We start from the raw sequence: 13,110 nt of genomic DNA on the forward strand, positions 1-13,110 counted from the left end.
CGCATTCTCCCGGGAGCCAAGAGGAAGCCATGCCTCTGGAATCAGGCACCCGTGTCCGGAGACGGTCCTGCGCTGGGGGATGGATGGAGGGAGCGAGGGGGAAAGAGAGAATGTTTGGCGTTTGTGGCGGAAATGTGGCGAATTCGGTATACTTTGGGGAAATTAGGTGGTATACTGATTTTATATGACGGAATTTGAGGTCCGTTAGGAAAAGTGGAGGAAACGATATGAGAAAGTGGAAGAAGTGTCTGCTTCTGGCAGCGGGTATGGCGGTGGCTCTGTCAACGGCAGCGATGGCGAGCCAGGATAAGTCGGATATGGTCACTGTGGAAGTGAAGAATTGTAGGGGTGGTGCAATTGAAGTCCTTTGTGAATATCCAGAGGAGATGGACCGGGAAATGGAATATCTGCCTATTGGTGAAAAAGTTCAGATTCCAAGAGGATCAGAACTGCAGATTGAGGCTTGGTCTATAGGTTATTATTCGGAAGAATTGGAGTCAACAGTTGATTCATATCCGAAAACAGTACATATTGTACAAAATGGAAAAGACACTGTTACGCCGAGCGAGGATGGAATAGGAAACATTCATGTGGACTGGGAGGTACAGGGAAATTGTACAATTGATGCCGATTATGTTGCGGAGGTTGATGCGCAGGGAATTGGTGATGATTGGGATGCAATTCCAGATGAAGATAGAGGATATATCGTGTCCGCGAAGCAGACATATTATGATAGTCCTTCAGTTGTTAATGTTGATCTCATTGCACGCCTTGGATCTAAGACAGTATCTGTAATTGATGTACCGGATCTTAGAATTGACTCAACAAATAAACGTGATGATATACAATGGTACCAGGATAATTTTGAGATAACATCTACGGGAATATGTTCTAAAGAAATTTTACCACTGGGACGTTATAAAATTCCGATTTTGTATTCAAGTAAAAAAGATAATGGACATACACGTAGGAGATATGTGAATGTCTGGGTTGGAAAAATGGCGACAGCGGAAGTTGCATTAGCGGAGTATGAAGAAGATGGTGAAATGCAACTTCTTGGTGAAGTGGGAGAAGATGTTTCCAACCCAGATGCAGATCCAGACGCGAACATAAAACAGAAAAAATATTTTGATGCATCCAAGACAAAGATTTCGGATGTTATGAAACTGTTCGAACAAAGGACTTATGATAACAAGATAGTTGGTTATAGACATACTGGCGAGTATGTAGATGCCAATAATAAAACGATTGACAAAAATGATGCTCGGAGCTTGTCTGCTGTTGCAAAAGGAAAATCAGCATTTACAGTTATGCCGGTATTGAAGAATGGTAATAAAACATATAAGACTGTTCAGATTAAAATGATACCGGATAGTCAGAGAATCATCAAGTATAGTGATTCCTGGGTTGAAAGAGATGGAAAGTTATATTACTATAAGGATTCTTATGATGATGAAGGTAACTGGACAGGGAATATTCTTGCATGTGGTGAATGGGTAGAACGTGGCAGACAGAAGGTTTACTGTGATAAAACAGGTGCTCTTGTAACGAATGGAATTGCGGGAACCAAAATCGATGATGATATGGGCTTATGGCTGGTTAATGCAAAAGGTTATAAGAGAACTGACTATACAGGATCATGGAAGGTCGGTATGAATGAATACACGATTGACCATGGAAAAGTTACAGGTGTTATAATTGTAGAGATTGCAGCACCATATAGTGCTGAAACGGTAAAGACGTTTACTGATGGACTTGAACTGGTTGTTAACAATGATGCAGCAGATGAGGGGGAGAAGACAAATTTTGCTGATCAGCTTGTCAGTGGAATGAATAATTTAACAACAGATCAGAAAAATACATTACATGATGATGTAATTGTTAAGGCTGATGAAGCGTTAAATGCAGTTTATGAAGGTGTAACGACTGGTGTAGAAAAGGATGAAACCGAAGAATTCGAAGAAACGGAAAAGCTTGGTGAAGTTTCTGCAAAAGGATTACTTGCGGCAGCAGGTGTAAATTCGGAACATGAAGCAGATTCTGTTACGCTCCGGATTGCCCAGACAGCAAGCAATGCGCTCATGAAATTTGACGCAAAGCTTTATGCTGGAGAGGATGAAAATCCTACACAGTTAAAGAGCCCGGTTATTATGGAAATCGAGCTTCCGGAAGATGTTCAGAGAATGTATTCCAAATATGGATATACGTATAAGCTGGTTCATACTGGAGAAGATGGAACAAAAGATATTGTAAAGGATGGTCAGTCAAAGAATGGACTTTCCCTGGAGCTTTCTGTTGATATGAAAACTGCGAAAATCCGTACAAATTCTTTCAGTACATTTGAGTTACAGGCAACAAGAAGTAATAACAATATCATTAATACACCGGACGATTCTACAACTACGGTAACTCCGAATAAGCCAGGTAATGGAAATAATGATGGTAACAGCAGCAATAGCAGCTCCGATGACTCGGACGATTCCGGCACTCAGAGCACCACATATAGAAGAAAGAAGACCGATGCTTCCGGCCAGTGGGTTCAGGACGCAAAGGGCTGGTGGTATCGCAGAGCAGACGGTTCCTGGCCGAAGAGTCAGTGGATCGAGCTGGGGTGGAATGGCGTGAACAGCTGGTACTATTTTAATGAGAGCGGCTATATGGTAACTGGATGGAGAGAGGATGGCGGTTATACGTACTATCTGAATCCGGTTTCTGACGGTACGAGAGGTCAGATGCTTACAGGATGGCATCAGATCGACAGCATCTGGTACTACTTTAATAAACTGACAGGTGGTCCACAGGGATCTCTTGTAAAGAACGCGACGACACCGGACGGCTATAAGGTCGGTGCAGATGGTGCGTGGCTCCAGTAAAAAAATTAATCATGTTTGGAAAGGTCCGTTATAAGGGGAAACTCTTGTGGCGGATCTTTTTTAGTGGTATCTTTATGGGAAATGTGTTAGAATAGATTAGAAAGAGCTGCGAAATAAGAGATAGAATAATAAAAATCGTAACTATTCAGTACCCTCATAGTTACACGCAAAAATCCATTCCAGATCAGCTTCGCTGATGGGATTTTTGCCCTCCAGCCTATGTTTTCTTACGGTCAGCGCAGCAAGTGCGCAGACCTACTGAACAGTTACTAAAAATCTACAGATAGAGTCAGGATCGGAATCAAAAGGGGGATTTCGGGGAGTGAAGGGAAAGAGAAACGTATGGGCGGTATTCCTTGGAATTGCAGTTGCGGCGATGAGTGCGGCGGGCTGTGGCGCAGGGGAGAGCAGCGGACAGGGACCGGAGAAGGTGAGTGAGGAGAAGAGGCTTACGGTGTATACTTCCCACAAGCAGGAGGTCTATGCGCCGATCATAAAGGAGTTTGAGGAGCGGACCGGAATCTGGGTAGAAGTGGTTCCCGGAGGAACAACGGAGCTTCTGGAGCGGATCCGGGAAGAGGGGGAAAAGGGATCCTGTGACGTGATGTTCGGCGGAGGTGTGGAGAGCTATGAGGTCTTTAAGGACTGCTTCGTGTCATACGAGAGCACCCAGAGCGATCATATCGAGAGTATATACCGGACTGAGGATCATGTCTGGACTCCGTTTACGGAGCTTCCCATTGTTCTGATCTACAACAATAAGCTGGTGGACGCGGCTTCCGCCCCGCGGGGATTTGAGGATCTGTTTGACGGGAACTGGGACGGAAAGGTGTCCTTTGCGGATCCGGGAAGATCCGGCAGCAGCTGCACGATGTTGGAGACGATGATCCAGGTCCTGCCGATGCGTGAAAACGAGGTCCTGGAACAGTTTGCCAGAGTGCTCGGCCGCCGGATGGCGGCAGGATCTGGCGCCGTGCTCGATGAGGTGTCAGAGGGAACATATCTGGTTGGTCTGACTTTGGAGGAAACTGCGAAAAAGTATATCGACCGCGGCGCGGCGATCTCGATCGTCTATCCACGGGAGGGAACCAGCGCGGTGGCAGACGGATGCGCGGTGATCAGGGGGACAGAGCATGAAGAAAACGCGAAGCTTTTTGTGGATTTTATCGTGAGTCCTGATGTCCAGAGACTGGCTGTCGAGAAGCTTTACAGACGGACGGTCCGCGATGATATTACCCCGGATCAGAAGGAAGAGGGATCGATCATGGACTTCGATCTTGGATGGGCAGTAAAAAACCAGAAATCCATTTTGGAAAGATGGGCGGCGCTCATGGCAGGAAACGGAGGTGGATCATGAAGAACTTTATCCAGAGATCTTTCCGGCGTGAGCTTCTTGTGAGTTTTCTCGCTGTGTCTGTTCTTCCACTGATCGTGTGCTGTGTGTTTCTGATTCAGATGTTTAATGTGAAGGTCGGAAGAGATTTTGAGAAAAAGGATATGGAGCTTGCCGGTGCGGTAGAGCAGCAGCTGATGACGCTGTTTGACGCTTACCATGACGCAGCGGAGGAACTGTGTACGGATCCGCTGGTCGCCGAGGCGCTGAAAAAAGAAAGCTTTGGAAAGAAGAATGAAGTGTATCGCAGTCTGTACGGGGCGACCGCTGCATGTCGTGAGATGGCGGGATTTCATCTCTACAATGCGGGCGGATCCTGCCTGTATTCTACAGGAAACCGTACCTACGGACAGACGCTGCCGGTATACTGGGGGATCCTGAGAGAGGCCCATGCCCATCCGAATGACCTGATCATCCGGAGTGATCTGGAGATTGGCGGTGATGAGGTCCTGCGGTTTGCCAGAGCGGTGACCGGAAATTCAGAGGAATGTTCCGGATATTTTGTGGCCACAATGACGGCGGAGCATTTCGCGAAGGCGCTCTCCGGTACATACAGCGGTCAGGACGGAATCTGTATCCTCAATGGATTTCTGGAGACTGTGTACAGCGTAGGCACGGCATCGGGGGAGACGGTCGGAGATGTTCTGAGAAACCGTTTTTTACAGGGGGAACCTCTGACGGAGATTTGGAACAACAACAGTATCTACGTCTCAAAGTTAGGGGATACAGGGCTTTACAGCGTTCTGATCCGTCCCCATGTTTTTACAAGTGATACCACGAGATCCATGTATACAGTTCTTCTTTTCATGGCCGCGGGAAGCTTTCTTTTAAGTGTTGGTGTCGCGATCGGGATCAGCTCCTTTCTTTCCAAGCCGATCCATGTACTTCATGATGCCATGGATGAGGTTCAGGAGGGAAATCTGGATACCCATGTGGACATGGAACGTCAGGACGAGTTTGGGGAACTGGCGGAAAATTTTAATATCATGACAAAGAGGATCTCCTCCTACATGGAGGAGCGGGTTCGGCGCGAAAAGGAGCTGAACGAGACCCAGATCGCCATGATGCAGTCCCAGCTAAATCCGCATTTTCTCTACAATACCCTTGATACGATGAAGTGGGTGGCGAAGGCGAACCATATTCCGGAGATCGCGACGCTGGCGGCAAAGCTTGCGAAGATCTTAAGGACCAGTATTTCAAGCGCCCAGTTTATCACGCTGCAGGAAGAGATGACACTGGTGGAAAGTTATGCAAAGATCCAGAAGATCCGGTTTAACGGAAAGTTTGATTTCCGCTATGAGATCGCTCCTGAGACGGAGGAGATCCTGGTTCCAAAGCTCATCGTTCAGCCCATTGTGGAAAATGCGGTGATCCATGGGCTGGCGGATGCGGATGGGGGGCATATTTTTGTCAGGGCATATCTGGAAAGGAAGGAGCTTGTGATCGAGGTTTCAGATGACGGATGCGGGATCAGCGATGAAGTGATCCGACGGCTCGGAAACCGGGACAAGGAACAGAAGAATGGCCACATCGGCTTTTACAATGTGGATACGATCATCCGGCTTCATTATGGAAAAGACTACGGTCTCAGGGCAGAGCGGCTGGCTGCAGGCGGAACAAAGGTAACGATAAGAATACCGGTGAATGGCTCCGGACAGCCTGCGCCCAGTATGGAGAACAGATCCTGATGACCGATGGGGAATGGAAAAAGGGAAGGGGGGAGCTGTTATGCTCAAGGTGATCGTTGTAGATGATGAGCGGTTCGTCCGGATGGGCATTGTCGGTGAGACGGACTGGGCCTCGCTGGGTTGCGAGGTCGTCGGTGAGGCGGAAAACGGGTTGGACGCGCTGGAGCTGGTCCATGAAAAGAATCCGGAGCTGATGATCTGTGATATCCGGATGCCTAAGATGAACGGTCTTGAGATGTTAAAGAAGCTTCGGGAAGAGAAAAATCCGGTACAGGTGATCTTTCTGACCGCGTACAGCGAGTTTTCCTACGCCAGAGAGGCGTTGAAGCTTTATGCATTTGATTATCTGCTAAAGCCGTTCGAGGACGGGGAGCTGGAGAGCGCGATCCTCAGGGCAAAAGAGCGGATCGAGACAGATCGGGGGAAGCAAAGAGATACCGGTCTGAGCAGATCTGTCCCGGATAAGGCACCGGTAAAGGGGCAATATCCGGACGATTTGGAAGGTGACGGACCAGAGATCAATGCCGCGGTGATCCGGCTCTGTCTGCCATTCGATGAAAATACCGCGGGCCTTACCGGATATGTCCGGGACGCGGTGCTTTACATGGCATCTCATTACGGGGAAAGTGCGATCAATGTGGCGAAGATTGCAGGTGCGGTGGGGATCAGCGAAGGCCACCTGAGCCACTGTTTCAAGAAAGAGACGGGATATACGGTGATGGGGTGGCTCACGCGGTACCGGATGAAAAAGGCAGTGGAATTGCTTTCGGACCACCGGAACAAGGTGTACGAAGTGGCAGAAAAAGTCGGATATAAAGATATTGCGTATTTTTCTAACACATTTAAAAAAATTGCGGGTGTTGCTCCATCGGAGATACAGGAAAAATAATCTGGATCCTGAAAAAACAAGCCGTTGGAGGCCATCAATGGAAAAAGGTAAGAATTAAAATGAAAATATAGGAGGAATCAGTATGAATGTAAAGATGTTTGGGGAGATCTGCGATGCGTTTGGACCGAGCGGATTTGAGGAGGATGTAATCCGCACGGTTGCGAAGTACTGCAAAGGTCTGGAGCTGGAAAATGACGCGATGAATAACCTTTATGCGCGTATGCCCGGTGAGGATCCGGAGAAACCGGTCGTGATGCTGGATGCCCATACGGATGAGTGTGGATTTATGGTACAGAGCATCAGAGAAAACGGAAGCCTGGAGATCCTCATGCTCGGCGGCGTGATCCTTACGAACCTTCCGGCTCACACAGTGATGATCCGGACCAGAAGCGGGAAGCTTGTACGGGGAATTATTTCGTCCAAGCCGATTCATTTTATGAATGAGGCAGAGCGGGCCTCCCAGTCGTTGAGTATTGAGACGCTGATCGTGGATGTCGGCGCGGTGAGCAGGAAAGAAGTGACAGAAGTATTCGGCATTTCCATCGGAGATCCGGCAGTCCCGGAAGTTTCATTTTCCTACGATGAGGAACGTGACCTCTGCTTTGGAAAAGCGTTTGACAACCGTGCAGGATGTGCATGCATTATCGACACCATGACCCGTCTGTGCGGGGAGAAGGATCAGCTGGCGGTACGGGTGACCGGAGCGTTTGCGGCTCAGGAGGAAGTTGGAACAAGAGGTGCCACAGTTACATCCCAGATTGTCCGTCCGGACCTGGCGATTGTTTTTGAGGGATCCCCGTCGGATGATTTTTATTTCAGTGCTGCCCAGACCCAGGGGCACATGCGGGGCGGTGTCCAGATTCGCAGGATGGATAAGAGCTATATTTCGAATCCGGTGTTTATTGAGTATGCGGAGGAGCTTGCGAAGAAATTCGGAATTCCATTTCAGGAGACAGTCCGCCGCGGCGGAAGCACGAACGCGGGAAAGATCAGCCTGACAGCAAAGGCAGTTCCGGTTCTGGTTCTCGGCGTCCCGAGCCGGTATGTTCATACCCATTATAATTTCTGCGCGAAGTCCGACCTTGAAGCGGCAGCAGATCTTGCTGTGGAAGTGATCCGGGGACTTGACGCGGAAAAGATCCGCCATATCTGCAGACAGGATATTTTAAAATAAGAAGATCACAGGGACCCGAAAACGGCAGTGTCCCTCAGGCAGGTGAAGAAAGAACAACAGAAAAAAGCGTCCGGATCCATAGGAATGGATTCCGGACGCTTTTTCCGTAAAAATGAGGAACTAAATGGAAAAACTCAGAGGCGGAGGTTTGTGGGGGTTATGCCTCTAATTTTTTCCCGGTGATCATCTCATATGCTTCCAGATATTTCGCGATGGTCTTATCGACGATCTCCTGCGGAAGTGTCCAGTCGTTGCCCGGATGGGAAGTGAGCCAGTCGCGGGCGAACTGTTTGTCGAAGGACGGCTGACCGTGGCCCGGCTCATAGCCTTTTGCCGGCCAGAAGCGGGAGCTGTCCGGTGTGAGCATCTCGTCGCCGATCACGAGATTGCCCTCGTCATCGAGACCGAATTCGAATTTTGTATCAGCAATGATGATGCCTCTGGTAAGTGCATATTCTGCACATTTCTTATATAAAGCGATCGTTGTGTCGCGAAGGAGCTCTGCATATTCACGGCCCTTTCCCGGGAAATATTTCTCGAGATGATCAATGCTCTGCTCGAAGGAGATATTCTCGTCGTGGTCACCGATCTCAGCTTTTGTGGACGGGGTGTAGATCGGCTCCGGGAGCTTGTCGGATTCCTTTAAACCTTCCGGAAGACGGATTCCGCAGACGGTACCGTTTTCCTTGTAGCTTGCCCAGCCGCTTCCCGTGATATAACCGCGGACGATGCACTCGATCGGGAGCATATGTAATTTGCGGCACATCATGGTTTTGCCCTCAAATTTTTTCTGCTGGAAGAACTCCGGCATATCCTTTGTGTCGACGGAGATCATATGGTTCGGAACAATATCTTTTGTCAGGTCAAACCAGAATTTGGACATCTGGGTCAGAACAGCACCTTTGGAGGTAACCTCATTGTGAAGGATCACGTCAAAACAGCTGATACGGTCGGTAGCAACCATGATAAGGCTGTCACCATTGTCGTAGATCTCACGTACTTTTCCTTCTTTGATCGGTTTTAATTCCTGCATGTCTACACCTCTTCATTATATTTTCTTATGCAGCGTTTGTCGTATCATAAAAACGCTGAGCGAACTTACAGTAAAGTTACCATTAAATGGCGGTTTCTGTCAATGTTCAATTTGCACAATATTTACATAAGAAAAAATAAATGTTTTGGAAATAGGATCGCATAAAGAATTTTACAGGCTTTTGATAAAATATATAAAAGTTGTGCTAATATTTATAAATAAGCTATACCAATAAGTACGCGACCAGTTATAAGAAAGACATGGACGACTTTGAACTCCGGTGTCCGGAACTGACGGGATCCTGCAGATCAGCATGATGGGGAAAAATGTGTGCGGACGAATGATGCTCAAATGAATATACAGCAATATGCCGGTGCTTCCAATTCTGCCACAGAAAAATATATGTCGAAAATGCACAAAAATATCAGAAATATGGAATAAAATTATACAGATTCACAGGATTCCACAAACTATCGCAGTTTTGTCCACTGTTAAAAATTTCTGCGCGCCGGTATAATAAAAGTATAAAATGAGTCGTGAGAGAAACAAGATGACCCAGTAAATGAAGGAGGAAAAGTTTTATGAGAAAACGTACTTTGTCATTGGCACTTGCAGTTTCCATGGCAGCGATGTCCCTCGCGGGATGCGGCGGTGGCGGAACGACAGCTACGACAGCAGCAGCCGGCGGTGAGACCACAGCGGCGGCAAGCGAGGCGGCAACAGAGGCTGCGTCCACAGACGATACCAATCTTTCTGATGTTGAAAAGATCATCAAGGAAGCAGAAGGAATGTCCATGGAAGAGTTGGCGAAGAAAGCCATCGAAGAGTCCAACGGAAAGACCTTCTATGGTGTTGGTAACTCCAGCCGCGGAAAGAGCGCACTGCCGTTATTCATCGAATACCTGCAGTCCATCGATCCATCCTACAAAATGGAATATGAGTGGCAGCAGCCGAAGAACAATAAGATCTTTGAGCAGCTGACCGCAGACTCCTTAAAGACAGAAGGAACCTTCGCGATGACCCTGATCCAGGATGGCAACCAGATCGAGTCAAAGATGGTTCAGCCGGGAATCTTAAAGACCTACATCCCGAAAGAGTGGGCAGAGGCAAACGGAACAACACCGGACGCATATAAAGGATTCCTTCCGTTACAGACATTAAATAAAGTATTTATGTATAACAGCACAGGAAGCGCTGAATATAAGAACTGCTGGGATTTCGTAGCAGAGGGCGTTCATCCGTTATACATGGATATCGATTCCGAGATCGTTGGAAAGAACTTCTTATATATGCTGACAGAAGATAAGTATGCCGGATGGTTAAAGGATGCTTACGATGCTCTCGATGACACAAAGAAGGCATACTTCAAACCGGTTATCGACGAGATGGCAACAGATGCTGAGGATCTTGGACTTGGCGAGAACGGCGCATATGCCCTCGCATGGATCAAGCTCTGGGTTGAGAACTACAATGAGCAGACAGACGATGGCCCGATCTGCAACACACTTGTAACGGATTCCGCAACAGACCAGGCCGGATTATTAGTTTATTCCAAACTTCGTTCCGTAGAAGAGTCCGCAGGCGTTTCCTTAAATAACATTAAGGTTGCCGCTTATCAGGATGGCTACAAAGGCATCGGTGGTTACGGTTACTGCCATTATCTCTTCGTTACAAACAACAGCCCGCTTCCGTGGACCGCATGCGCATTCATCCAGTACATGACATGTACAGAGGACGGCTTCTCCGCATGGGGCAAAGATATGGGCGGCTACTCCGCTAACCCGGAAGTTGCAGCAGCGATCGAGGAAACTTACCAGCACAGCAAGGGCGGCTACAACGAGGCCGGCGAAGACCAGTTCCCGTGCAAGGACGACCGTGGATATGACTGGTGGACAACAGACGGCGAATTAGTTCTGGAAGATCCGGACTACTGTGCATCTGTTTCCTTTACAGTCGGCAGCTGGATCGAGCTTCTCACGAAGTACAGCGACTCTGCAAAGTAAATGAACCTGTAACTGCTCAGTGCCTTCACAGTTACATGCAAAAATCCATTCCAAATTGACTTCGTCAATGGGATTTTTGCCTACTGCGCGACGCGTTCTTACGGTCCGCGCAGTGAATGCGCAGACCTATTGAACAGTTGCATGAAACAAGATAGTTCGAGGGTGCCGTACATGTGTGCGGCGCCCTCATGTTACATATGGCATCTGCCGTGAGAGAAAAACGGCATCCATGTTTTAAATGAAAGGAGCGGACAATTCTGTGAACAGATACAATCGTGTAAAAACATATTTTTCAAAACCGCAGAACATCATCCTTCTCCTGTTCGGCATCGTACTGACGTTCTCCACTGTTGCGCCGATCATCGCCATCGTAAAAGATACGATCACGATCCATCCGGGAACCATTGACGCCCATCTCGCCGGAAAGGCGTCCGGTTACACGCTGATCAACTATGTGGACCTCTTTACAAGCCGTCTGGCGAAGACAAACCTCTGGAAGCCGTTGTGGAATACGATCCTCTTAGCAGTCTTTACCTGTACGATCTCTATCCTCTACGGCGGAACCTTTGCGTTTCTGGTAACAAGAACGAACCTGAAATTCAAAAAGTATTTAAGCTCCATCTTTATTTTCCCGTACATCATGCCGCAGTGGACGTTAGCGGTTGTATGGCAGAACGTATTTAACAGCAACGCAGTCGTTGGTACATCCAACGGACTCCTTGCATCCCTTACCGGCATCTGCATGCCGAAATGGTGGTGTCTGGGATTATTCCCGAGCTCTGTGGTTCTGGGACTTCACTACGCGCCATTCGCTTACATCCTGATCGGCGGAATTTTCCGGAATATGGACGCAAATCTGGAAGAAGCGGCAACGATCCTCGATACACCGAAATGGAAGACGATGTTTCGCATTACGCTTCCGATGGTAAAACCGGCGATCCTCTCGACGATCCTTCTCGTATTCGGAAGCGCCATGGGAAGCTACCCGGTACCGCATTATCTTGGACTTACCACCCTTTCCACGAAGTACATTTCCTTAAACTCCAAGTACACCGGTGAGGCGAGTATTTTAGCCATCATCATGATGATCTTCGGTGTGGCGATCCTCACGATGAATCAGGTGAGCTTAAAGAGCCGGAAGAACTATACGACCGTCACCGGCAAATCCGGTCAGTTATCGAAGATGAACCTTGGAAAAGTCGGAAAATACGCGATTGCAGTTGTGATGATCATTCTGACCTTCTTCACAAGTATCTTCCCGATCTTTTCCTTCGCCCTTGAGACGTTCCTCCCGAACCCGGGCGACTATAGCTTCCTCTACACGAAAGACTTAAGCAACCTGACCACGAAATGGTGGATCACGAAAGAGAATATCACCGAGAACGGTATGTACGGACAGCACGGTATCCTCTATAACAGTACGATCTGGCACGCGTTTGCCGGTACACTTTTAGTTGCTGTCTGCTGTGCGCTGATCGCAGGTACCATCGGTACCCTGATCGGATACGCGGTTGCGAAGAACCGCAGAAGCCGCTGGGCAAGCTATGTAAACGGCGTGGCCTTCCTTCCGTATCTGATGCCCTCCATCGCTGTCGGTGCTGCATTCTTCATCCTGTTCTCCAACGAGAAGATCAACCTCTTCAATACATATACGCTGCTGATCATCGCAGGTACGATCAAGTACATTCCGTTTGCGAGCCGGAGTGCGTTAAACTCCATGCTGCAGATCAGCAATGAGATCGAGGAAGCGGCGATCATACAGGACATTCCATGGACGAAGAGAATGTTCCGGATCATTATCCCGATCCAGAAATCCGCGATCATCAGTGGATACATGCTTCCGTTTATGACATGTCTCCGTGAACTGTCACTGTTCCTGCTCTTATGTACGCAGGGCTTCATCCTCTCGACGACGCTGGACTATTTCGATGAAATGGGTCTGTACGCGTTTTCGAGCGCGATCAACCTGATCCTGATCGTTACCATCCTGATCTTCAATACGTTAGTCAATAAGCTGACAGGTGCAAGCCTTGACGATGGAATAGGAGGAAATTAAT

Annotated in this window: 8 protein-coding genes; 7 read left to right on the plus strand and 1 reads right to left on the minus strand. The window is 48.2% G+C overall.

What is annotated here, in order from left to right; all coding sequences use genetic code 11:
• Positions 1–227 precede the first annotated feature (227 nt).
• The 5 genes from DWY93_RS02590 (at position 228) to DWY93_RS02610 (ending at position 8,017) form a co-directional block, all read left to right on the plus strand.
• Positions 228–2,873 (plus strand): hypothetical protein, encoded by a 2,646-nt coding sequence (locus DWY93_RS02590; protein WP_117469418.1) that lies wholly within the window; start codon positions 228–230, stop codon positions 2,871–2,873.
• Between the two features lie 322 nt (positions 2,874–3,195).
• A complete protein-coding gene (locus tag DWY93_RS02595) occupies positions 3,196–4,230 on the plus strand; it encodes an ABC transporter substrate-binding protein (RefSeq protein WP_117469419.1) in 1,035 nt (344 codons plus the stop codon).
• Positions 4,227–5,954, plus strand: coding sequence for a sensor histidine kinase (locus tag DWY93_RS02600; protein WP_117469420.1), 1,728 nt, complete (start codon positions 4,227–4,229; stop codon positions 5,952–5,954). Before DWY93_RS02595 ends, DWY93_RS02600 begins: the two co-directional genes overlap by 4 nt.
• A 40-nt stretch (positions 5,955–5,994) precedes the next feature.
• Positions 5,995–6,843, plus strand: a complete 849-nt coding sequence (locus DWY93_RS02605) for a response regulator (RefSeq protein ID WP_117469421.1) — start codon at positions 5,995–5,997, stop codon at positions 6,841–6,843.
• An 82-nt stretch (positions 6,844–6,925) separates the two neighbouring features.
• Entirely contained in the window at positions 6,926–8,017 is a 1,092-nt protein-coding gene (locus DWY93_RS02610; RefSeq protein ID WP_117469422.1) for a M20/M25/M40 family metallo-hydrolase, read from the plus strand.
• Positions 8,018–8,174: 157 nt separating this feature from the next.
• Here the strand turns inward: DWY93_RS02610 and DWY93_RS02615 are convergent, their stop codons facing one another.
• Positions 8,175–9,050, minus strand: a complete 876-nt coding sequence (locus tag DWY93_RS02615; RefSeq protein WP_117469423.1) for a phosphoribosylaminoimidazolesuccinocarboxamide synthase — start codon at positions 9,048–9,050, stop codon at positions 8,175–8,177.
• Between the two features lie 581 nt (positions 9,051–9,631).
• Here DWY93_RS02615 and DWY93_RS02620 point away from each other — a divergent pair.
• The gene (locus tag DWY93_RS02620; protein ID WP_117469424.1) at positions 9,632–11,053 is read left to right on the plus strand and encodes a hypothetical protein; all 1,422 of its coding nucleotides are present in this window, start codon (positions 9,632–9,634) and stop codon (positions 11,051–11,053) included.
• A 238-nt stretch (positions 11,054–11,291) separates the two neighbouring features.
• The gene (locus DWY93_RS02625) at positions 11,292–13,109 is read left to right on the plus strand and encodes an iron ABC transporter permease (protein ID WP_117469425.1); all 1,818 of its coding nucleotides are present in this window, start codon (positions 11,292–11,294) and stop codon (positions 13,107–13,109) included.
• The last annotated feature ends 1 nt before the right edge of the window (position 13,110 follow it).

The sequence above is a fragment of the Clostridium sp. AF28-12 genome, from assembly GCF_003435225.1.
Taxonomy (GTDB): domain Bacteria; phylum Bacillota; class Clostridia; order Lachnospirales; family Lachnospiraceae; genus Pilosibacter; species Pilosibacter fragilis.